The organism is Sporosarcina cascadiensis (assembly GCF_009650995.1).
Classification (GTDB): Bacteria; Bacillota; Bacilli; order Bacillales_A; family Planococcaceae; genus Sporosarcina; species Sporosarcina cascadiensis.
In genome coordinates, this window is sequence record NZ_WHVV01000010.1 from 129957 (window position 1) to 151931 (window position 21975).

The 21975-nt window shown below is 43.6% G+C and carries 32 protein-coding genes; all 32 read left to right on the plus strand.

Features of this window, described 5'->3' with window-relative positions; genetic code table 11:
• Positions 1 to 136: 136 nt before the first annotated feature.
• Positions 137 to 3733 carry a DNA-directed RNA polymerase subunit beta' gene (rpoC, locus tag GDZ68_RS12065; RefSeq protein ID WP_153722558.1) on the plus strand — a complete coding sequence of 1199 codons (3597 nt, stop codon included), beginning with the start codon at positions 137 to 139 and terminating at the stop codon, positions 3731 to 3733.
• Positions 3734 to 4131: 398 nt separating this feature from the next.
• Complete coding sequence (gene rpsL, locus GDZ68_RS12070) at positions 4132 to 4551, plus strand: 30S ribosomal protein S12 (protein ID WP_153722559.1); 420 nt, start codon at positions 4132 to 4134, stop codon at positions 4549 to 4551.
• Between the two features lie 34 nt (positions 4552 to 4585).
• Positions 4586 to 5056 (plus strand): 30S ribosomal protein S7, encoded by a 471-nt coding sequence (gene rpsG, locus GDZ68_RS12075; protein WP_153722560.1) that lies wholly within the window; start codon positions 4586 to 4588, stop codon positions 5054 to 5056.
• Between the two features lie 47 nt (positions 5057 to 5103).
• Complete coding sequence (gene fusA / locus GDZ68_RS12080) at positions 5104 to 7182, plus strand: elongation factor G (protein ID WP_153722561.1); 2079 nt, start codon at positions 5104 to 5106, stop codon at positions 7180 to 7182.
• 120 nt (positions 7183 to 7302) lie between these two features.
• Positions 7303 to 8490, plus strand: coding sequence for an elongation factor Tu (tuf, locus tag GDZ68_RS12085; protein ID WP_153722562.1), 1188 nt, complete (start codon positions 7303 to 7305; stop codon positions 8488 to 8490).
• Positions 8491 to 9292: 802 nt separating this feature from the next.
• Entirely contained in the window at positions 9293 to 9601 is a 309-nt protein-coding gene (gene rpsJ, locus GDZ68_RS12090) for a 30S ribosomal protein S10 (RefSeq protein ID WP_153722563.1), read from the plus strand.
• Between the two features lie 35 nt (positions 9602 to 9636).
• On the plus strand, positions 9637 to 10266 hold the full coding sequence (rplC, locus tag GDZ68_RS12095) for a 50S ribosomal protein L3 (protein WP_153722564.1): 630 nt from the start codon (positions 9637 to 9639) through the stop codon (positions 10264 to 10266).
• A gap of 25 nt (positions 10267 to 10291) precedes the next feature.
• The gene (rplD, locus tag GDZ68_RS12100; protein ID WP_153722565.1) at positions 10292 to 10915 is read left to right on the plus strand and encodes a 50S ribosomal protein L4; all 624 of its coding nucleotides are present in this window, start codon (positions 10292 to 10294) and stop codon (positions 10913 to 10915) included.
• Positions 10915 to 11199 (plus strand): 50S ribosomal protein L23, encoded by a 285-nt coding sequence (rplW, locus tag GDZ68_RS12105; RefSeq protein ID WP_153722566.1) that lies wholly within the window; start codon positions 10915 to 10917, stop codon positions 11197 to 11199. Before rplD ends, rplW begins: the two co-directional genes overlap by 1 nt.
• 33 nt (positions 11200 to 11232) lie before the next feature.
• Positions 11233 to 12063, plus strand: a complete 831-nt coding sequence (gene rplB, locus GDZ68_RS12110; RefSeq protein WP_153722567.1) for a 50S ribosomal protein L2 — start codon at positions 11233 to 11235, stop codon at positions 12061 to 12063.
• Positions 12064 to 12123: 60 nt separating this feature from the next.
• Positions 12124 to 12402 carry a 30S ribosomal protein S19 gene (gene rpsS / locus GDZ68_RS12115; RefSeq protein WP_081243208.1) on the plus strand — a complete coding sequence of 93 codons (279 nt, stop codon included), beginning with the start codon at positions 12124 to 12126 and terminating at the stop codon, positions 12400 to 12402.
• Positions 12403 to 12422: 20 nt separating this feature from the next.
• Positions 12423 to 12767: a 50S ribosomal protein L22 gene (gene rplV / locus GDZ68_RS12120; RefSeq protein ID WP_037561627.1), complete on the plus strand. Its 345-nt coding sequence runs from the start codon at positions 12423 to 12425 to the stop codon at positions 12765 to 12767.
• 3 nt (positions 12768 to 12770) lie between these two features.
• Positions 12771 to 13427, plus strand: coding sequence for a 30S ribosomal protein S3 (rpsC, locus tag GDZ68_RS12125; protein ID WP_153722568.1), 657 nt, complete (start codon positions 12771 to 12773; stop codon positions 13425 to 13427).
• A 1-nt stretch (position 13428) separates the two neighbouring features.
• Positions 13429 to 13863 carry a 50S ribosomal protein L16 gene (gene rplP / locus GDZ68_RS12130; protein WP_153722569.1) on the plus strand — a complete coding sequence of 145 codons (435 nt, stop codon included), beginning with the start codon at positions 13429 to 13431 and terminating at the stop codon, positions 13861 to 13863.
• A complete protein-coding gene (gene rpmC, locus GDZ68_RS12135; RefSeq protein ID WP_025783856.1) occupies positions 13853 to 14053 on the plus strand; it encodes a 50S ribosomal protein L29 in 201 nt (66 codons plus the stop codon). The genes rplP and rpmC overlap by 11 nt, the downstream gene beginning before the upstream one ends.
• Positions 14054 to 14070: 17 nt before the next feature.
• Positions 14071 to 14334, plus strand: a complete 264-nt coding sequence (rpsQ, locus tag GDZ68_RS12140) for a 30S ribosomal protein S17 (protein WP_153722570.1) — start codon at positions 14071 to 14073, stop codon at positions 14332 to 14334.
• Positions 14335 to 14372: 38 nt separating this feature from the next.
• Positions 14373 to 14741 carry a 50S ribosomal protein L14 gene (gene rplN / locus GDZ68_RS12145; protein WP_153722571.1) on the plus strand — a complete coding sequence of 123 codons (369 nt, stop codon included), beginning with the start codon at positions 14373 to 14375 and terminating at the stop codon, positions 14739 to 14741.
• A gap of 36 nt (positions 14742 to 14777) precedes the next feature.
• Positions 14778 to 15089 (plus strand): 50S ribosomal protein L24, encoded by a 312-nt coding sequence (gene rplX / locus GDZ68_RS12150; protein ID WP_153722572.1) that lies wholly within the window; start codon positions 14778 to 14780, stop codon positions 15087 to 15089.
• A 26-nt stretch (positions 15090 to 15115) separates the two neighbouring features.
• Positions 15116 to 15655 carry a 50S ribosomal protein L5 gene (gene rplE, locus GDZ68_RS12155; RefSeq protein WP_153722573.1) on the plus strand — a complete coding sequence of 180 codons (540 nt, stop codon included), beginning with the start codon at positions 15116 to 15118 and terminating at the stop codon, positions 15653 to 15655.
• 20 nt (positions 15656 to 15675) lie between these two features.
• Positions 15676 to 15861 carry a type Z 30S ribosomal protein S14 gene (locus GDZ68_RS12160; protein ID WP_008298870.1) on the plus strand — a complete coding sequence of 62 codons (186 nt, stop codon included), beginning with the start codon at positions 15676 to 15678 and terminating at the stop codon, positions 15859 to 15861.
• 30 nt (positions 15862 to 15891) lie between these two features.
• Positions 15892 to 16290 carry a 30S ribosomal protein S8 gene (gene rpsH, locus GDZ68_RS12165; protein WP_153722574.1) on the plus strand — a complete coding sequence of 133 codons (399 nt, stop codon included), beginning with the start codon at positions 15892 to 15894 and terminating at the stop codon, positions 16288 to 16290.
• A gap of 30 nt (positions 16291 to 16320) precedes the next feature.
• Positions 16321 to 16860: a 50S ribosomal protein L6 gene (gene rplF / locus GDZ68_RS12170; protein WP_153722575.1), complete on the plus strand. Its 540-nt coding sequence runs from the start codon at positions 16321 to 16323 to the stop codon at positions 16858 to 16860.
• A 33-nt stretch (positions 16861 to 16893) separates the two neighbouring features.
• Positions 16894 to 17256 carry a 50S ribosomal protein L18 gene (gene rplR, locus GDZ68_RS12175; RefSeq protein WP_153722576.1) on the plus strand — a complete coding sequence of 121 codons (363 nt, stop codon included), beginning with the start codon at positions 16894 to 16896 and terminating at the stop codon, positions 17254 to 17256.
• 22 nt (positions 17257 to 17278) lie between these two features.
• Complete coding sequence (rpsE, locus tag GDZ68_RS12180; RefSeq protein ID WP_153722577.1) at positions 17279 to 17779, plus strand: 30S ribosomal protein S5; 501 nt, start codon at positions 17279 to 17281, stop codon at positions 17777 to 17779.
• A gap of 13 nt (positions 17780 to 17792) precedes the next feature.
• Positions 17793 to 17975 carry a 50S ribosomal protein L30 gene (rpmD, locus tag GDZ68_RS12185; protein WP_153722578.1) on the plus strand — a complete coding sequence of 61 codons (183 nt, stop codon included), beginning with the start codon at positions 17793 to 17795 and terminating at the stop codon, positions 17973 to 17975.
• Between the two features lie 32 nt (positions 17976 to 18007).
• Entirely contained in the window at positions 18008 to 18448 is a 441-nt protein-coding gene (gene rplO, locus GDZ68_RS12190) for a 50S ribosomal protein L15 (RefSeq protein ID WP_153722579.1), read from the plus strand.
• A complete protein-coding gene (gene secY / locus GDZ68_RS12195) occupies positions 18448 to 19740 on the plus strand; it encodes a preprotein translocase subunit SecY (RefSeq protein WP_153722580.1) in 1293 nt (430 codons plus the stop codon). Before rplO ends, secY begins: the two co-directional genes overlap by 1 nt.
• Positions 19741 to 19788: 48 nt before the next feature.
• The gene (locus GDZ68_RS12200; RefSeq protein ID WP_153722581.1) at positions 19789 to 20442 is read left to right on the plus strand and encodes an adenylate kinase; all 654 of its coding nucleotides are present in this window, start codon (positions 19789 to 19791) and stop codon (positions 20440 to 20442) included.
• 346 nt (positions 20443 to 20788) lie between these two features.
• Positions 20789 to 21007: a translation initiation factor IF-1 gene (infA, locus tag GDZ68_RS12205; protein WP_040759924.1), complete on the plus strand. Its 219-nt coding sequence runs from the start codon at positions 20789 to 20791 to the stop codon at positions 21005 to 21007.
• Between the two features lie 39 nt (positions 21008 to 21046).
• On the plus strand, positions 21047 to 21160 hold the full coding sequence (rpmJ, locus tag GDZ68_RS12210) for a 50S ribosomal protein L36 (RefSeq protein WP_076758849.1): 114 nt from the start codon (positions 21047 to 21049) through the stop codon (positions 21158 to 21160).
• A 24-nt stretch (positions 21161 to 21184) separates the two neighbouring features.
• Entirely contained in the window at positions 21185 to 21550 is a 366-nt protein-coding gene (gene rpsM, locus GDZ68_RS12215) for a 30S ribosomal protein S13 (RefSeq protein ID WP_153722582.1), read from the plus strand.
• Positions 21551 to 21575: 25 nt separating this feature from the next.
• A complete protein-coding gene (gene rpsK, locus GDZ68_RS12220; RefSeq protein ID WP_009499031.1) occupies positions 21576 to 21965 on the plus strand; it encodes a 30S ribosomal protein S11 in 390 nt (129 codons plus the stop codon).
• The last annotated feature ends 10 nt before the right edge of the window (positions 21966 to 21975 follow it).

Below are 21975 nucleotides of genomic sequence, written 5' to 3' on the forward strand. Positions count from 1 at the left end.
AACCGAATAGAAGAGGGCTTCGAGCACCCTCTTCTATTCTATTCAGTTTACGAATCACTTCTGACTGAATGCACTAATACAAGTAAAGTTGCCTGACGAGCCGTTGTGGCGATTAGACAAAAGGGAGGTAGGCTCCTTGATTGATGTTAATAATTTTGAGTATATGAAAATTGGCCTGGCTTCACCAGACAAGATCCGTTCTTGGTCATACGGAGAAGTAAAAAAACCTGAAACTATCAACTACCGCACGTTAAAACCGGAAAAGGACGGATTGTTCTGTGAAAGAATATTCGGACCTACAAAAGACTGGGAATGTCACTGCGGAAAGTACAAACGGGTACGTTACAAAGGCGTCGTTTGTGATCGGTGCGGCGTAGAAGTCACACGTCAGAAAGTGCGCCGGGAACGTATGGGGCATATTGAATTGGCGGCACCTGTTACACATATTTGGTATTTCAAAGGAATCCCTAGCCGAATGGGCTTGATTTTAGACATGACGCCGCGTGCATTGGAAGAAATTATTTACTTTGCTTCATACGTAGTAGTCGAACCGGCTGATACACCGCTTGAGCGTAAACAATTGCTGTCAGAAAAAGAATATCGTCTTTATCGTGAAAAGTACGGTTCTAAATTCCAGGCGGCTATGGGTGCAGAAGCGATTGAACAGCTATTGCGGGCGATCGATCTGGACAAAGAGACAGATTCATTGAAAGAAGAACTGAAGACTGTCCAGGGCCAGCGTCGTACACGGGCAATCAGACGTCTGGAAGTAGTTGAATCATTCCGTAACTCCGGTAATCGTCCGGAATGGATGGTATTAGAAGTACTTCCTGTTATTCCTCCTGAATTGCGTCCCATGGTACAGCTGGACGGCGGACGTTTTGCGACTTCTGACTTAAATGACTTGTACCGCCGGGTAATTAACCGGAATAACCGTTTGAAGCGCCTTTTGGATTTAGGAGCACCCGGAATCATTGTTCAGAACGAGAAACGCATGCTACAGGAAGCTGTAGATGCATTAGTAGATAACGGACGACGCGGAAGACCGGTAACCGGTCCAGGTAACCGCCCGTTGAAATCTCTTTCTCATATGCTGAAAGGTAAACAGGGCCGTTTCCGTCAAAACTTGCTTGGAAAACGTGTTGACTACTCTGGTCGTTCCGTTATCGTTGTAGGACCAAATCTTAAAATGTACCAGTGCGGGCTGCCGAAGGAAATGGCGATTGAGCTGTTTAAGCCGTTCGTTATGAAAGAATTGGTAGAACGTAATTTGGCTCACAATATCAAGAGTGCAAAACGAAAAATTGAGCGTCTTCATTCCGAAGTATGGGATGTTCTTGAAGATGTTATCAAAGAACACCCGGTATTACTTAACCGAGCACCGACGCTTCACCGTTTGGGAATCCAGGCGTTTGAACCGATGCTGGTAGAAGGACGCGCCATCACATTGCACCCGCTTGTTTGTACCGCATATAACGCAGACTTTGACGGTGACCAAATGGCTGTTCACGTACCGCTATCTGCAGAAGCACAAGCGGAAGCGCGTCTATTGATGCTTGCCGCACAAAACATCTTGAATCCGAAAGATGGAAAACCAGTTGTAACACCTTCACAGGATATGGTTCTGGGTAACTATTACTTAACTGTTGAACGGAAAAACGCTGCGGGTGAAGGAGCTGTGTTCAGTGATCCGAATGAAGCATTGATTGCTTATCAGACAGGTCATGTTCACTTACACTCCCGTATTGCGATACAGGCTGGAAGCATAAATAATCCGACGTTTACAGAAGAACAGAACAAAAAACTTCTTCTGACAACGGTAGGTAAGATTATTTTCAACGAAATTCTGCCTGAGTCATTCCCGTATATTAACGAACCTACAATGGATAACTTGCAAGTGGAAACCCCTGCCAAGTATTTCGTGGACGGTACAGTAAATATAAAGGAACACTTGAAGGATGCTGAACTCATTACACCGTTCAAGAAAGGTATTTTGGGGAACATCATCGCAGAAATTTTTAAACGATTCCATATTACAGAAACATCACGCATGCTGGACCGGATGAAGAATCTTGGTTTTAAATATTCTACTCGTGCAGGAATAACGATCGGTATTTCCGATATTGTCGTACTTCCGAATAAAGCAGATATTTTACATGAAGCACAAGACAAAGTAGATAAAGTTACACAGCAGTTCCGCCGCGGTTTAATTACTGAAGAAGAACGCTATGACCGTGTTATTTCTTACTGGAGTCATGCCAAAGATGTCATTCAAAATAAATTGATGGATTCATTGGATAGTGAAAACCCGATTTACATGATGAGTGACTCCGGAGCGCGTGGTAACGCATCTAACTTTACACAGCTCGCAGGTATGCGGGGACTAATGGCCAACCCGGCCGGACGTATTATCGAACTTCCGATCAAGTCATCCTTCCGTGAAGGACTGACTGTACTCGAGTACTTCATTTCCACTCACGGTGCGCGTAAAGGTCTTGCTGATACAGCACTGAAGACAGCTGACTCAGGTTACTTGACTCGCCGTCTTGTAGACGTTGCACAAGATGTCATCGTTCGCGAAGACGATTGCGGAACAGATCGCGGTCTTGAGATTGCTGCTCTTACTGAAGGAAATGAAATGATTGAAACATTGCAGGAACGTATTGAAGGACGCCATACGAAGAAGACAATCACTCATCCGGAAACAGGGGAAGTGATTCTCGAAAGAGATGGTCTGATCACGGCGGATATCGGCAATATCATTATTGGTGCCGGGATTGAACAAGTAACAATCCGCTCTGCGTTTACTTGTAATACAAAGCACGGCGTCTGTAAGAAATGTTACGGCATCAACTTGGCTACAGGAGAAGCGGTAGAAGTAGGAGAAGCAGTAGGTATTATTGCGGCTCAATCTATCGGAGAACCGGGTACACAGCTGACGATGCGTACATTCCACACAGGCGGTGTTGCCGGAGACGATATTACACAGGGTCTTCCGCGGATTCAGGAGATTTTCGAATCTCGTAATCCGAAAGGGCAAGCGGTTATTTCAGAAATTGCCGGTACCGTAATCGAAATTGATGAGATCCGTGAAGGTCAGAAAGAAATTACAATTGAAGGAGAAGTAGAAACGCGTAAATACTTGGCACCGTACAATGGCCGCTTGAAAGTTGAAGAAGGCGATAAAATTGAACGCGGTCAAAGCATTACAGAAGGTTCTATTGATCCGAAAGAATTGATTATAGTCAAAGATGTAGCGACTGTACAAGAATATCTGTTGAAGGAAGTACAGAAAGTTTACCGGATGCAGGGTGTTGAAATCGGCGATAAGCACGTGGAAGTAATGGTTCGCCAAATGCTCCGCAAAGTTCGTGTAATCGAGGCGGGAGATACGGATCTCCTTCCTGGTTCTTTATTGGATATTCATCAGTTCGCTGAAGCGAATGGCAAAGTATTAAAAGCAGGCAAAGCGCCGGCTACGTCACGCCCGGTTATTCTTGGTATTACCAAAGCGTCGCTTGAAACGGAATCCTTCTTGTCAGCTGCATCATTCCAGGAGACGACACGAGTTCTTACCGACGCAGCAATCAAAGGAAAAACTGATGAATTGCTCGGCCTGAAAGAAAACGTCATTATCGGTAAACTTGTGCCTGCGGGTACTGGTATGCAAAGATACCGTCAAATCAAAATGCAGCATGAAGAGTTCGAAGAAGATACAATTACAGTGGAATAAGAATAAACGGGACATCGTTCCCGTTTATCTGTTTTCATCGGGTGTTCAAGCACCCGTTGAATACAGATAAAGCCTTTATCGGAGATCAGAAGTTTGCAAAAGAGAGCTTCAGACATCCTGAAGGGAATCTGCAAGCAATGAAACTGGCCTCAAATGATTTTATCTAAACTTGTTGACAAGTCTTCCTGCAGATGATAATATACAAAAGGTTGATAGTTGTCGCCCGGAACTTTTATAAGTCACGACGAGAAGCAATCATCATATAAACAACAGTGAACAGAGATCTCTGGTTTACTAATTCGTTTTTGTGTGTGCACGCACAAGAACATTGTTTTTACTTAAAAATGAACCACCTGGATGTGTGGTATTACAAAAAGCTCGGAAGGAGGAACAACCTAATGCCTACAATTAATCAATTAGTCCGAAACCCACGCAAGTCGAAATCGGAGAATTCTAAATCACCGGCTCTGGGGAAAAGCTATAACAGCTTTAAAAAGTCAATGACTAACGTGAACTCACCACAAAAAAGAGGTGTTTGTACACGTGTTGGTACAATGACTCCTAAGAAACCAAACTCGGCGTTACGTAAATATGCTCGTGTTCGTTTGACAAACACATTGGAAGTTAACGCGTATATCCCTGGTGAAGGCCATAACCTGCAAGAACACAGTGTGGTACTGATCCGCGGAGGACGAGTAAAAGACTTACCGGGTGTTCGTTACCATATCGTACGTGGAGCGCTTGATACAGCTGGAGTAACCGGCCGTATGCAAAGCCGTTCGATGTACGGTGCTAAAAAGCCAAAAGAAAAAAAGTAATATAAACTAATGATATCGAAAGGAGGAACTAATTATGCCTCGTAAAGGTCCTGTTGCAAAACGCGATGTGTTACCCGATCCGATTTATAATTCCAAGCTTGTAAGCCGCCTTATCAATAAAATGATGGTAGACGGTAAAAAAGGTACTTCTCAAAAAATTCTTTATGGAGCGTTCGAACTTGTACAAGAACGTTCTGGTAAGGATCCGCTTGAAGTATTCGAAGCTGCTCTAAATAATGTAATGCCAGTTCTTGAAGTACGTGCTCGCCGTGTTGGTGGAGCTAACTATCAGGTGCCGGTGGAAGTACGTCCTGAACGCCGTTCAACTCTTGGTCTTCGTTACCTGGTTAACTATTCACGCACACGTGGAGAGAAAACAATGGAAGAACGCCTTGCAAACGAAATTCTTGATGCTTCTAATAACACTGGTGCTTCTGTTAAACGCCGTGAAGAAATGCATAAAATGGCTGAAGCCAACAGAGCATTTGCTCACTATCGTTGGTAAGTCCGGATACACTACAAGAGTAATCCGAAACGGAAGGAGTTTACAAAATGGGTAGAGATTTCTCCTTAGAGAATACTCGTAACATTGGTATCATGGCTCACATCGACGCTGGTAAAACAACGACAACTGAGCGGATCCTTTTTTACACAGGTAAAATCCACAAAATTGGTGAAACGCACGAAGGTGCTTCACAAATGGACTGGATGGAGCAAGAACAAGAGCGTGGAATCACGATTACATCAGCTGCTACAACAGCTGCATGGAAAGGTCACCGCGTAAACATCATCGATACACCGGGACACGTAGACTTCACAGTAGAAGTTGAACGTTCATTGCGTGTATTGGATGGAGCTGTTACGGTACTTGACGCTCAGTCAGGTGTAGAGCCGCAAACAGAAACGGTTTGGCGCCAGGCGACAAACTACAAAGTACCACGTCTTGTATTCGTAAACAAAATGGATAAAACTGGTGCTGACTTCTTATATTCAGTAGGCACACTGCGTGAACGCCTGCAAGCGAATGCACACCCTATCCAATTGCCGATCGGTGCAGAAGATAACTTCTCAGGAATTATCGACTTAATCGAAATGAAGGCAACATTGTATCCAAACGATCTAGGTACTGATACAACTGTAGGAGATATCCCTGCTGAACATCTGGAACTGGCGAATGAATACCGTGAAAAGTTGATCGAAGCAATCGTAGACTTTGATGAAGACTTAATGGAAAAGTATCTTAGCGGCGAAGAACTTACAGTAGAAGAAATCAAAACAGCTATTCGTAAGGCAACATTAGCAGTTGAGTTCTATCCTGTAGTCTGCGGGACAGCTTTCAAAAATAAAGGGGTTCAGTTGGTATTGGACGCAGTAATTGACTTCTTGCCATCACCTCTTGATATTCCTCCAATGGTAGGAGTAAACCCTGATACTGAAGAAGAGGAAGAGCGTCATTCAAGCGATGAAGAGCCATTCTCTGCACTAGCATTTAAAGTAATGACGGACCCTTATGTAGGTAAACTTACGTTCTTCCGTATTTACTCTGGAATTCTTCAGGCGGGTTCTTATGTTACAAACTCTACAAAAGGCAAGCGTGAGCGTGTAGGTCGTATTCTGCAGATGCATGCTAATAGCCGTGAAGAGATTTCTGAAGTGCATGCGGGTGAAATCGCTGCTGCTGTTGGTTTGAAAGATACGACAACTGGTGACACACTTTGTGATGAGAAAGCATTGATCATCCTTGAATCAATGGAATTCCCTGAACCGGTTATCTCCGTAGCTATCGAGCCGAAAACAAAAGCGGACCAAGATAAAATGGGTCAAGCTCTTGGTAAGTTACAAGAAGAAGATCCTACGTTCCGTGCACATACAGACCAGGAAACAGGCGAAGTAATCATCGCAGGTATGGGTGAACTTCACTTGGACATCATTGTTGACCGTCTAAGACGTGAATTCAAAGTGGAAGCAAACGTGGGCGCGCCACAAGTTTCCTACCGCGAGACATTCCGTCAGTCGGCTGAAGTTGAAGGTAAATTCGTTCGTCAATCAGGCGGACGTGGACAGTTCGGTCACGTATGGGTTGAATTTGGTCCAAACGAAGAAGGAAAAGGATTCGAATTCGTTAATAATATTGTTGGTGGTTCTGTTCCTCGTGAATATATCCCAGCAGTTGAAGCGGGAATTCGTGATTCATTAGATAACGGTATTTTGGCTGGATATCCATTAATCGATGTCAAAGCACGCCTGTTTGACGGATCTTACCATGACGTTGACTCCAACGAAATGGCATTTAAGGTCGCTGCATCAATGGCTTTGAAAAATGCTGCATCAAAATGTGCTCCTGTAATCCTTGAGCCGACAATGAGAGTAGAAGTTATCATTCCGGAAGAATACATGGGCGATATCATGGGTGATATTACATCACGCCGCGGCCGTGTAGAAGGTATGGAAGCTCGCGGTAACGCACAAGTAGTTCGTGCAATGGTTCCGCTTGCTGAAATGTTCGGATATGCAACATCTCTACGTTCAAACACACAGGGCCGCGGTGTATTCTCTATGGTGTTCGATCACTATGAAGAACTTCCAAAGTCCATTGCTGAAGAAGTAATCAAGAAAAACAAAGGTGAATAATTAAGGTTCATCCTTGTTTCCTGAAGTAAATGCTTGTAAGATATGGATAGTCGAGGGCACGCTCTCGGCTTCTATACTATAAAAAAACTAAACTTTTCAATTAAAGGGAGGACCTCTAAAATGGGTAAAGAAAAATTCGACCGCTCCAAGGAGCACGCAAACGTAGGAACAATTGGTCACGTTGACCATGGTAAAACAACTTTGACTGCTGCTATCGCAACAGTTCTATCTAAAGCTATGGGTGGAGAAGCGAAATCATACGCTGACGTTGATAACGCACCTGAAGAAAAAGAGCGTGGAATCACAATCAGTACTTCACACGTTGAGTACGAAACTGAAAAGCGCCACTATGCACACGTTGACTGCCCGGGTCACGCTGACTATGTTAAAAACATGATCACTGGTGCTGCACAAATGGACGGCGGAATCCTAGTAGTATCTGCTGCTGACGGCCCAATGCCACAAACTCGTGAGCACATCCTTCTTTCTCGTCAAGTAGGTGTTCCTTACCTAGTAGTCTTCATGAACAAATGTGACATGGTTGACGACGAAGAGCTACTTGAATTAGTAGAAATGGAAATCCGTGAACTTCTATCTGAATATGACTTCCCTGGCGATGACATTCCTGTTATCCAAGGATCAGCTCTTAAAGCTCTTGAAGGAGAGCCAGAGTGGGAAGAGAAAATTTTGGAACTAATGAAAGCTGTTGACGATTATATCCCAACTCCGGAACGTGATACTGACAAGCCGTTCATGATGCCTGTTGAGGATGTATTCTCAATCACAGGACGCGGTACAGTTGCTACTGGACGTGTTGAGCGTGGAGTAGTTAAAGTCGGAGATGTTATTGACATCATTGGTCTATCTGAAGAGCCAAAATCTACTACTGTAACAGGAGTAGAAATGTTCCGTAAGCTTCTTGATTATGCGGAAGCTGGAGATAACATCGGTGCACTTCTTCGTGGTGTATCACGTGAAGACATCGAGCGCGGTCAAGTTCTTGCTAAGCCGGGAACAATCACGCCACACACTCAGTTCAAATCTGAAGTGTATGTTCTATCAAAAGAAGAAGGCGGACGTCACACTCCATTCTTCTCAAACTACCGTCCTCAGTTCTACTTCCGTACAACTGACGTAACTGGCATCATCCAACTTCCTGAAGGCGTAGAAATGGTTATGCCTGGGGATAACGTTGAAATGACAGTTGAACTGATCTCTCCAATCGCGATTGAAGAAGGTACTAAATTCTCAATTCGTGAAGGTGGACGTACAGTTGGAGCTGGCGTTGTAGCAACAATCACAAAATAATTTATTTTAATCCCGCCCTAACCGGCGGGATTTTTTTGTGTTGAGACAAACTCGGCGGATCAGAAATAACGCTAAGCAAATATATGTGAGACTGAAAAAGGCTTTGCTGGCCAGGCGATATGGAAGTTAGAGGGTCAATTTATTTACTTTTGATCATTCAAACCATACAAGTGCTCATGAAACAGTAAAAGCACACATAAATAGCCCACAAGCGCTCATTAAACATGTCCGAGTGATTATAAACTCTTGCCGAGTGATCACGGCAGCCATGCCGGCGCTCATTCAAGTTCCTGTTTACCGGACATATGCTCGAGAAAGTCTGCGATGAATTCGTACACTGCAGCCACTTCGTAGGTTTGCGAGATGTATATTGCGCAAGGTCCCAAATGGTGAGGAAATGATCACTAAAAAATGCGCGCTTTGCTAGACAGGCTCGGTGCGGTGGTTGATTCGCTATCCGCACTCCAGAAAGCATCTTCCTAAACGCAGGGAGGATCTCTCCACAGGCGCACAATTTCTCAGCTAATACCAAGTCCGATTTTGTGGCGGGTCTTCTTTATACGTGCATCTGCACGCAAAAACTGTTAAGATAATAAACGGATTAAAAAAAGATTATAAAACCCAGATAAATTTCTCCTAAAGGGTTGCGTGAAGCTCTTAAGTTATGTATAATGTTGAATGTTGGTCTTTGACTGCGATGAAGCGAGAGGTTGCCGATACACCCGGCCGCTTTGCCATGGCGCGTGTATGGGAAATTTTCGTGGAGAATTGTCTAGAAAATAGGCGAAAGGGAGGGAAAGTAATGGCAAAACAAAAGATTCGTATCCGATTGAAAGCTTATGATCACAGAATGTTAGATCAGTCCGCTGAAAAGATTGTTGAAACGGCTAAACGTTCTGGTGCTAGTGTTTCAGGTCCAATTCCGTTGCCGACTGAAAGAACAGTTTACACGGTATTGCGTTCAGTTCACATCTACAAAGATTCACGTGAGCAATTTGAAATGCGTACACACAAACGTTTAATCGATATCGTAAATCCGACTCCACAAACTGTGGATGCGTTAATGAAGCTTGATTTACCATCAGGCGTCGACATCGAAATTAAACTATAATAAATAAAACAAACATATTACAGGAGGTGTGACTAATGACCAAAGGAATCTTAGGAAGAAAAGTCGGTATGACGCAAGTATTTGCTGAAAACGGTGATTTAATCCCAGTAACAGTGATTGAAGCTGCTCCAAACGTAGTTCTTCAAAAGAAGACGATCGAAACAGACGGCTACGAGTCAATCCAACTTGGATTTGATGACAAACGTGAAAAGCTTTCAAACAAGCCTGAACAAGGCCATGTAGCAAAAGCTAACACGGCACCTAAGCGCTTCATCCGTGAAGTTCGCGGAGCAGACGTTAGTGCATACGAAGTTGGTCAGGAAGTCAAAGTCGATACATTCGCAGCAGGCGAAGTAGTAGACATTACAGGAGTATCAAAAGGTAAAGGATTCCAGGGTGTTATTAAGCGCCACGGTTTCTCACGCGGACCAATGTCACACGGATCTCGTTTCCACCGCGCGCCAGGTTCACTAGGTGCGGTAGACGGACAGCGTGTATTCAAAGGGAAGAAATTACCTGGTCGTACTGGTGGCAAAACAGTAACGATTCAAAACGTGGAAATTGTGCGAGTTGACGAAGAACGCAACTTGTTACTAGTTAAAGGCAACGTTCCTGGAGCACGCAAATCACTTGTTCAAGTGAAAAGCGCAATCAAAGGGAACTGAGTAAAAGAGGAAGGAGGAAATAGGAATGCCTAAAGTATCTGTAGTAAGTCAAACAGGTTCTGCAGTCGGCGACATCGAACTAAACGATGCGATTTTCGGAATCGAGCCGAATGATGCAGTATTATTTGAAGCAATTATTCAGCAACAAGCTTCTTTACGCCAGGGTAACCACAAGGTTAAAACTCGCGCGGAAGTAGCAGGCGGCGGTCGTAAACCATGGCGTCAAAAGGGCACAGGTCGTGCTCGTCAAGGGTCTATCAGATCACCACAGTGGCGCGGAGGCGGTATCGTATTCGGTCCGACACCACGCAGCTACAGCTATAAAATGCCTAAGAAAGTTCGTCGTTTAGCTCTTCTTTCAGCTCTTTCTACGAAAGTTCGCGATGAAGAATTAATCGTTGTAGACAACTTAGCATTTGACGCACCAAAAACAAAAGGCTTTGTTAAAGTGCTTGAAGATCTTTCAATTACTAAGAAAGCACTTTTTGTTACAGCTGATATGGAAGAAACGGTAGCATTGTCTGCCCGCAATATTCCTGGAGTCAGCGTTGTTACAGCGAACGGCATCAATGTCCTTGACCTAGTCGGACATGATCAGCTCGTTATGACAAAAGCAGCAATTGAAAAAGTAGAGGAGGTGCTTGGTTAATGGAAGCACGTGATATTTTGAAACGTCCGGTCATTACCGAGCGTTCTTCTGAGCAAATGGAATTTAGAAAATACACATTCGAAGTTGATACGCGAGCGAACAAAACGCATGTCAAACAAGCTATTGAAGAAATCTTCGGTGTACAAGTTGAAAAAGTAAACGTTCAGAACTACAAAGGCAAGTTCAAACGTATGGGAAAACATGCTGGCTACACTAACAAGCGCCGTAAAGCAATTGTTACGCTAACAGCTGATTCCAAAGATATCGAACTTTTTGAAATGTAATTATTTCACTAATAAATGAAGGAGGGAACACAAATGGCGATCAAGAAGTACAAAGCTACCTCCAACGGACGTCGTAATATGACCGCTTCTGACTTTGCTGAGATTACAACAGACAAGCCAGAAAGATCATTGCTTGAACCAATCAAGCGTAAAGGCGGACGTAACAACCAAGGTAGAATGACAGTTCGTCACCAAGGTGGAGGACACAAGCGCCAATACCGCGTCATCGATTTCCAACGTCGGAAAGATGGCATTCCAGGACGCGTTGCTACGATCGAATACGATCCGAACCGTTCTGCAAACATCGCATTGATTAACTATGCTGATGGAGAAAAGAAATACATCCTTGCACCAAAAGGATTAACAGTAGGGACTACAATTATGTCAGGACCTGAAGCGGACATCCGTGTAGGGAATGCACTGCCATTAGAAAACATCCCAATGGGTTCTACAATCCATAACATTGAAATGAAACCTGGCAAGGGTGGACAGCTAGTCCGTTCTGCAGGAACTTCAGCTCAATTACTGGGCCGTGAAGGCAAATATGTCATCATCCGCCTACAATCTGGAGAGGTTCGTATGATCCTTGCTACTTGCCGCGCGACAATCGGTCAAGTGGGTAACGAGCAGCACGAATTAATCAATATTGGTAAAGCAGGCCGTTCACGCTGGTTAGGCAAGCGCCCGACAGTCCGCGGATCTGTAATGAACCCTAACGATCACCCACACGGTGGTGGTGAAGGACGTACACCAATCGGCCGTCCAAGTCCTGTTACACCTTGGGGTAAACCAACTCTTGGTTACAAGACTCGTTCTAAGAACAATAAATCAGATAAACTTATCGTTCGCCGTCGTAAAAAATAATGTGATTGCACTGCGGTTCATCAGATGGACCGTAGTACATACTTGGAAGGAGGTTCCAGAATGGGCCGCAGCTTGAAAAAAGGACCTTTTGCAGATGACCATTTACTAAAAAAGGTTGACGCACAAAAAGATTCAGAAAAGAAACAGGTTATTAAAACATGGTCACGCCGTTCTACAATCTTCCCGACTTTCATCGGATTGACGATTGCAGTATATGATGGACGCAAACATGTTCCTGTATATGTAACAGAAGATATGGTTGGTCATAAACTAGGTGAATTCGTACCTACGCGCACATACAAAGGCCATGGTGCCGACGATAAGAAAACAAAACGCTAATTTGAGAGGAGGTTATTCTGATGCAACAAGCTAAAGCATCTGTACGCACAGTCCGTATCGCTTCTCGCAAAGTTCGTTTGGTCGTTGATCTTATTCGCGGCAAGAATATCGGTGAAGCTATGGCTATTCTACGACTTACGCCTAAAGCGGCATCTCCTGTTGTAGAGAAACTTTTGAAATCAGCAATTGCAAATGCTGAGCATAACTACGAAATGGACACAGAGAACTTAATTGTCAGTGAAGTATTCGTAGATGAAGGACCAACAATGAAACGTTTCCGTCCACGTGCACAAGGTCGTGCAAGTGCGATCAACAAACGTACAAGCCACATCACACTAGTGGTATCTGAGAAGAAGGAGGGGTAATTAGTGGGCCAAAAAGTACATCCTAATGGACTTCGTGTCGGTGTCATCCGTGACTGGGACTCAAAATGGTACGCGGAAAAAGATTACGCGTCCTTACTGCATGAAGACTTAAAAGTTCGTGAATACATCGAAAAGCGTCTAGTAGATGCATCAGTTTCAAAAGTAGAAATTGAGCGTGCTGCAAAGCGTGTTAACATTACAATCCACACTGCAAAGCCAGGTATGGTTATCGGTAAGGGCGGTTCTGAAGTAGAAACACTTCGTAAGCAGCTTAACGAAATCACAGGCAAGCGTGTACACATCAATATTGTAGAAATTAAGCGTGCTGATTTAGATGCTAAACTAGTTGCAGAATCAATCGCTCGTCAATTAGAAAGCCGTGTATCATTCCGTCGTGCTCAGAAGCAAGCTATTCAACGCACAATCCGCTCTGGCGCTAAAGGAATTAAAACACAAGTGTCTGGTCGTCTTGGCGGTGCTGACATCGCTCGTGCTGAACACTATAGTGAAGGAACTGTCCCTCTTCATACATTACGTGCAGATATAGATTATGCACATGCTGAAGCTGATACTACTTATGGTAAGCTTGGCGTAAAGGTATGGATTTATCGTGGTGAAGTCCTTCCAGTAAAGAAGAACTCTGGGGAAGGAGGCAAATAATATGTTAATGCCTAAACGTGTTAAACATCGTCGTGTATTCCGTGGGAAAATGCGTGGTGAAACAAAAGGTGGCGCTACTGTTCAATTTGGTGAGTTTGGTCTTCAAGCTCTTGAATCAGGTTGGATCACTAACCGTCAGATTGAATCTGCTCGTATTGCTATGACTCGTTATATGAAACGTGGCGGTAAAGTTTGGATCAATATTTTCCCGCACAAACCATATACTAAGAAGCCTCTTGAAGTCCGGATGGGTTCCGGTAAAGGTGCTGTAGAAGGCTGGGTTGCTGTTGTAAAGCCCGGTAGAGTAATGTTTGAAATTGCAGGTGTATCGGAAGAGGTAGCTCGTGAAGCGCTTCGACTCGCATCGCACAAACTTCCTGTAACAAGCAAGTTTGTAAAACGTGAAGAAATTGGTGGTGAGTCTAATGAAAGCTAATGAAATCCGTGACTTAACAACTGCAGAGATAGAGCAAAAAGTGAAATCACTGAAAGAAGAGCTTTTCAACCTTCGCTTCCAGTTAGCGACAGGTCAATTAGAAAACACTGCACGCATCCGTGAAGTACGTAAATCGATTGCGCGCATGAAAACTGTAATACGTCAAAGAGAAATCAGTGCAAATAACTGATGAAGGAGGTTGCAGCCATGACTGAGCGTAACCAGCGCAAAGTATACACAGGCCGTGTCGTTTCCGATAAAATGGATAAAACCGTTACGGTAATGGTAGAAACATACAAAAAACATTCTTTATACGGTAAGCGTGTAAAGTATTCTAAAAAGTTGAAAGCACATGATGAGCTAAACGAAGCGAAAATTGGCGATGTAGTTCGTATTATGGAAACTCGTCCATTATCCGCAACTAAGCGTTTCCGTCTTCTAGAAGTCGTTGAAAAAGCGATCATCATCTAATAAGTTTTTAACGCAGACTGCGGAAGGAGGTAGCCTAGATGATTCAACAAGAAACTCGAATGAAAGTTGCTGACAACTCTGGTGCTCGTGAAGTACTTACGATTAAAGTGCTTGGCGGTTCAGGCCGTAAAGTAGCAAATATCGGAGACGTTGTCGTTGTGACAGTTAAGAAAGCAACACCAGGTGGCGTTGTTAAGAAGGGTGACGTTGTGAAAGCTGTCATCGTTCGTACGAAAAGTGGAGTTCGTCGTAAAGACGGTTCTTACATTACATTTGATGAAAATGCTTGCGTTATCATCCGTGACGACAAAGGACCACGCGGAACACGTATTTTCGGACCAGTTGCTCGCGAATTGCGCGATAACAACTTCATGAAAATCATTTCACTTGCTCCAGAAGTTCTTTAATTCTAATGACAGAGCCAGTCAAGGAGGTGCGATAGAATGCACGTTAAAAAAGGCGACAAAGTTATGGTGATCTCTGGGAAAGACAAAGGCAAAACAGGTGTGATCCTGACTGCTTATCCCAAAAAAGACCGTGTGCTTGTTGAAGGTATTAATATCGTCAAGAAACATACAAAACCGAACCAAGAGAATCCTCAAGGCGGAATTGTAAGCCGAGAAGCTGCAATTCATGTCTCAAACGTGATGGTCATCGATCCGAAATCGGGCGAGCCGACTCGGGTAGGTTATAAATTGGAAGACGGTAAGAAAGTACGTATTGCCAAAAAATCCGGCGAAGCACTGGACAAGTAAGTAAGGCATGAAAGGAGGTCCGACTGATGAGTCGTTTGAAAGAGAAATTTACTAAAGAAATCACTCCTGCTCTAATGAGCAAGTTTGAATATACATCTGTAATGCAAGTACCTAAAGTCGATAAGATCGTTATCAACATGGGTGTTGGTGATGCTGTACAAAATACAAAAGCACTTGACGCAGCTGTTGAAGATCTTGCAACTATCTCAGGTCAAAAACCCGTTATTACAAAAGCTAAGAAATCGATCGCTGGTTTCCGTTTGCGTGAGGGAATGCCTATCGGAACGAAAGTAACACTTCGTGGCGAGCGCATGTACGAGTTTCTTGATAAATTAGTATCTGTCTCATTACCACGTGTACGTGACTTCCGTGGCGTTTCTAAAAAAGCGTTCGATGGCCGCGGCAACTATACACTAGGTGTGAAAGAGCAACTTATTTTCCCTGAAATTGACTTCGATAAAGTATCAAAAGTACGTGGAATGGACATCGTCATCGTGACGACTGCAAACACTGATGAAGAAGCACGCGAGTTGCTTACACAGTGCGGCATGCCATTCCAAAAGTAAAATAATAGGGAGGCGAAAACGTGGCTAAGAAATCTATGATCGCTAAACAGAAACGTACGCCAAAGTACAAAGTTCAAGAATATACACGCTGCGAACGCTGCGGCCGTCCACATTCGGTATATCGCAAATTTAAACTTTGCCGTATTTGTTTCCGCGAACTTGCATATAAGGGACAACTTCCTGGCGTCAAAAAAGCCAGCTGGTAAACCCCTAATTAGGGAAGGAGGTTAATTCTAATGACAATGAGTGATCCGATTGCAGATATGCTTACACGCATCCGTAACGCGAACATGGTTCGCCACGAGAAGCTTGAGGTACCTGCTTCAAACGTAAAGAAAGAAATCGCAGAAATCTTAAAACGAGAAGGTTTCGTACGTGATGTAGAATACGTAGAAGATAACAAACAAGGAATCATCCGCATTTTCCTTAAATACGGTCAGGATAACGAACGTGTTATCAATGGTTTGAAACGTATTTCTAAACCAGGACTTCGTGTGTATGCAAAGTCAACTGAAGTACCTAAAGTACTTAACGGCTTAGGTATCGCACTAGTATCAACATCAAATGGTGTTGTAACTGATAAAGAAGCCCGCGCTAAACAAATCGGCGGAGAAGTCGTCGCTTACGTTTGGTAATTTGCGACAAATGAATGGAGGTGCAATAGAATGTCCCGTATTGGTAATCGTCAGATCGAAGTGCCTGAAAGTGTTACGGTAACAATTTCAGATGATAACTTCGCAACTGTTAAAGGTCCGAAAGGTGAACTTTCAAGACAATTAGATCATGCAATCACTATCAATCAAGAAGGTAACGTCATCACATTGACTCGTCCTTCTGATTCTAAAGATCATCGTTCTATCCACGGTACAACTCGCTCTGTGCTTAACAACATGGTAGTAGGAGTATCAACAGGATTCGAACGCACACTGGAATTGGTTGGTGTCGGATATCGTGCACAGATGCAAGGTAAGAAACTTGTATTGAATGTAGGATATTCACATCCAGTTGAATTCACACCAGAAGAAGGTGTAGAAGTTGAAGTGCCGGCGAACACGAAAATCATTGTCCGCGGCTACAACAAAGAACACGTAGGTGCTCTTGCTTCTAACATCCGTCAAGTACGTCCGCCAGAGCCGTATAAAGGCAAAGGTATTCGATATGAAGGCGAAATTGTTCGTCGTAAAGAAGGTAAAACAGGTAAATAATACCGCCTGAGGTATTTGGAAGGAGTGACCACGATGATCACGAAACAAGATAAAAACGCTGTCCGTAAAAAACGTCACGCACGCGTGCGTACGAAAATCAGCGGAACTGCAGAGCGTCCACGTCTAAACGTTTACCGTTCAAACAAACACATCTATGCACAATTGATTGACGACACAAATGGTGTAACAATCGTTAGTGCTTCAACAATGGATAAAGATGTTGATGCTGGATCTACAGGTAACACAGAATCTGCAGCTAAAGTCGGCGAGCTAATTGCGAAAAAAGCTGTTGAAAAAGACGTCAAGTCGGTTGTTTTCGACCGTGGCGGATATCTTTTCCATGGCCGTGTAAAAGCTCTAGCTGACGCAGCACGCGAAAATGGACTTGAATTTTAATTAAGAAGGAGGGACATATTCCATGCGTCGTAATGAACAGAACAAAAGCGAGTTTGAAGAACGCGTAGTAACGATCAACCGTGTTGCGAAAGTTGTGAAAGGCGGACGTCGTTTCCGTTTTACAGCACTTGTCGTTGTCGGTGATAAAAACGGTCGTGTCGGTTTTGGAACTGGTAAAGCACAAGAAGTTCCGGATGCAATCCGCAAAGCAATCGAAGATGCGAAGAAAAACTTAGTTACAGTGCCAATGGTTAAAGGTACAACACCTCACGAAGTAATTGGACGTTTTGGTGCAGGACAAATCCTCATCAAACCAGCAGCGCCAGGTACTGGAGTAATTGCAGGTGGACCTGTCCGTGCGGTACTTGAACTTGCAGGCATAACGGATATCCTTTCAAAATCTCTTGGATCAAGCACACCAATCAACATGGTTCGTGCAACAATCGAAGGATTACAGAATTTGAAACGCGCAGAAGATATTGCAAAATTGCGTGGTAAATCCGTAAAAGAACTGTTAGGTTAAGGGGGGAAATACAATGGCGAACAAACTTGAAGTCACCCTTACGAAAAGTGTTATTGGTTCTAAGCCAACACAACGTAAAACAATTGAAGCACTTGGTCTTCGAAAGTTAAATCAAACAGTTGAACATCAAAATAACGACGCAATCCGTGGTATGATCATAAAGGTCAATCACTTGGTAACCGTTAAAGAAATTTAAGTATTATTTTAGAATAAGGAGGTGCCGATAAGATGAAATTACACGAGTTAAAACCAGCTGAAGGTTCTCGTAAAAATCGCAAGCGTATTGGTCGCGGGATTGGTTCTGGATTTGGTAAAACTTCCGGTAAAGGTCACAAAGGTCAAAACGCACGTTCAGGCGGCGGTGTACGTCTTGGTTTTGAAGGTGGACAAATTCCCCTTTTCCAACGACTTCCTAAGCGCGGGTTCACGAACATCAATCGTAAAGATTATGCGATCGTTAACCTCGATACATTGAATCGTTTCGAAGAAGGCACGGAAGTAACGCCGGAACTGCTAATTGAAACTGGAGTTGTCAGCAACGCTAAATCGGGTATCAAGATTCTTGGTAACGGGACTCTTGAGAAAAAGATTACAGTGAAAGCTAATAAATTCTCCGCTTCTGCGAAAGAAGCAATCGAAAAAGCGGGCGGGCAAACAGAGGTGGTATAATGTTTCAGACAATCTCTAACTTCATGCGTGTGAAAGAGATCCGGTCTAAAATAATTTTCACCCTCCTAGTGCTCATCGTGTTCAGACTAGGGACATTTGTTCCGGTTCCAAACGTTGATGCAACTGCTTTACAGCAATCAGATAACCAATTCATTGGTTTTTTGAATACGTTCGGTGGGGGAGCGCTCTCCAACTTCTCGATCTTTGCAATGGGGATTATGCCGTATATTACGGCATCCATCATTGTGCAGCTCTTGCAGATGGATGTAGTGCCGAAGTTCACTGAGTGGTCTAAACAAGGAGACGTTGGAAGACGAAAGCTTGCACAGTTCACAAGGTACTTCACGATTGTTCTTGCGTTTATCCAGGCAATTGCCATGTCGTTTGGTTTTAACCAGACGTTCGGCGGTAAATTGATCGCGGATAACAGTGTGTCTACATATGTCGTGATTGCGATTGTGTTGACTGCAGGAACTGCTTTCCTATTATGGCTCGGCGAACAAATCACTGCTAAAGGTGTCGGAAATGGTATTTCCATTCTTATCTTTGCGGGGATCGCCGCAGGTATTCCGAATGCTGTGAATCAATTGTATGTAACGCAGATCCAAGACGCTGGAGATGCACTATTTATTCGTATTGCAACCATGATTCTACTGCTGATCGTGGTAGTAGCAATTGTTGTCGGAGTTATTTATTTCCAAGAAGCCTTGCGAAAAATTCCGATTCAATATGCGAAACGTGTTTCAGGACGTAATCAATCAGTTGCAAGTCAACAAACACACTTACCTTTAAAACTGAATGCTGCAGGTGTTATCCCAGTAATCTTTGCAGTGGCATTCTTCATAACGCCACAGCAAATCGCTCCATTTTTCGGTGAGAACAGCGTGACAAAAACAATTATCCGAATTTTTGATTACACGAATCCAATTGGAATGATTCTTTACGTCACACTTATTATCGCTTTCACATACTTCTATGCATTCATTCAAGTGAATCCAGAGAATATGGCTGAAAACCTGAAAAAGCAAGGCGCGTATATTCCGGGGATACGTCCAGGCGCAAACACTCAAAAGTACTTAACCAGCACTCTGTACAGACTGACATTCGTCGGCTCGATCTTCCTTGCCGTCGTTGCTGTTATGCCTATTTTCTTCATCAATCTGGCGAATCTTCCTCAATCTGCTCAAATCGGCGGAACGAGCCTGCTCATCGTGGTTGGAGTAGCCCTTGAAACAATGAAGCAGCTGGAATCACAGTTAGTGAAGAGACATTACAGAGGGTTTATGAAATAAAAAGCAATAGCCTGACCTATTGTGTAACTAAATGGAGGGCAACGACGTATGAATATCGTATTAATGGGTCTGCCTGGTGCCGGTAAAGGTACCCAAGCAGACAAAATTGTCGAAAAGTACGGAATCCCCCATATTTCTACAGGCGATATGTTCCGTGCTGCCATTAAAGAAGGCACGGAACTTGGAGTCAAAGCAAAGTCGTTCATGGATCAGGGAGCATTGGTTCCTGATGAAGTTACCATTGGTATCGTACGTGAACGATTGAGCAAAACAGATTGCGATAACGGCTTTCTTCTTGATGGATTCCCTAGAACTGTTCCTCAAGCGCAGGCATTGGATGCTTTGCTTGATGACTTAGGGAAGAAAATCGAGTACGTAATTGATATTGAAGTCGATACGGAAGAATTAGTCGCTCGTTTATCTGGACGTCGGATCTGTAAAGTATGCGGAACATCTTATCACTTACTATTCAACCCGCCAAAAGTTGAAGATATCTGTGATAAAGACGGAGGCGAACTTTACCAGCGTGCAGATGATAATCCTGAGACTGTCATGAATCGTTTGGAAGTAAATATGAACCAGACAGCTCCTTTACTCGACTTTTATGGCGAAAAAGGTGTACTGACTAAAATAGATGGTCAACAAGACATCAATGTTGTATTCGAAGATTTGGATGCAGTATTGCAACAAAGCACGAAGTAATCAATCCTTTTCGGGCACAGCTGCATCACTGTTCGGAAAGTTATGGTTGAAAACGAGCTGCAAAAGCATAGGTGCCCGGTATAGGACAAATGAGAGTTTTGTATGATTGCTTCTTCAGTAGTTCCTGCATGCATTTTCGTGTAAAACACGATATAATGTGTAGTTGTTACTGCTGTGAGAACAATAAAGGAACTCATTCGCAGCAATGCGTACAGCGAAATGTGGCAGACGTCTTTCGAACATCACTCATGCAAACTGGACATATGTTGAAGGAAGCTTTTTTGAAGGCGACTGATGCCGCTCGATGGTGAAAGCCTTTATTGGATATAGAAGGGAGACAGGATTGATGGCGAAGGACGACGTAATTGAGGTTGAAGGAACTGTTCTTGAAACGTTGCCGAATGCGATGTTTAAAGTGGAGTTGGAAAACGGGCATACGGTGCTAGCACACGTATCTGGTAAAATTCGTATGCACTTTATTCGTATTCTGCCTGGCGACAAAGTGACAATGGAACTTTCGCCTTATGATTTGACACGTGGTCGTATCACATACCGTTTTAAATAAAACTTTTGCACTCCGGAATATTGAAGGAGGTTGGGCAGGATGAAAGTAAGACCATCTGTAAAACCGATCTGCGAAAAATGTAAAGTTATTCGTAGACGCGGCCGAGTAATGGTAATCTGTGAAAATCCAAAACATAAACAAAGACAAGGCTAAAACACAAGGAGGTGCACAACTTATATGGCACGTATTGCTGGTGTAGACGTTCCGCGCGATAAGCGCGTTGTCATTTCATTGACATATATTTATGGAATCGGTAAAACAACTGCGAAAAGTATTTTGACTGCAGCTGATATTTCTGAAGAAACTCGCGTTCGTGATTTAACTGACGCAGAACTTGATAAAATTCGTGAACAAATTGACGGCTTGAAAGTAGAAGGAGATCTACGTCGTGAGACTTCTCTAAACATCAAGCGTTTGATGGAGATCGGTAGTAACCGTGGAATCCGTCATCGTCGTGGATTGCCTGTTCGCGGTCAGAACACGAAAAATAACGCTCGTACTCGTAAAGGTCCTAAACGTACAATTGCTAACAAGAAAAAATAATAGGTAAAGGAGGGCTCTTTCCAACATGGCACGTAAACAACAAACTCGTAAACGTCGTGTGAAAAAGAATATTGAAACCGGTATTGCACATATCCGTTCGACGTTCAATAATACTATCGTTACAATTACAGATAGCCACGGTAATGCACTTTCATGGTCTAGTGCTGGTGCACTTGGCTTCAGAGGTTCTCGTAAATCCACTCCATTTGCTGCACAAATGGCTGCTGAAACTGCAGCAAAAACAGCTATGGAACACGGTTTAAAATCATTGGAAGTAACAGTTAAAGGCCCGGGTGCTGGTCGTGAAGCGGCTATCCGTTCACTACAGGCTGCTGGTCTTGAAGTTACTGCAATCAGAGACGTAACTCCGGTTCCGCACAACGGTTGCCGCCCGCCAAAACGTCGTCGCGTATAATAGGTTTGAA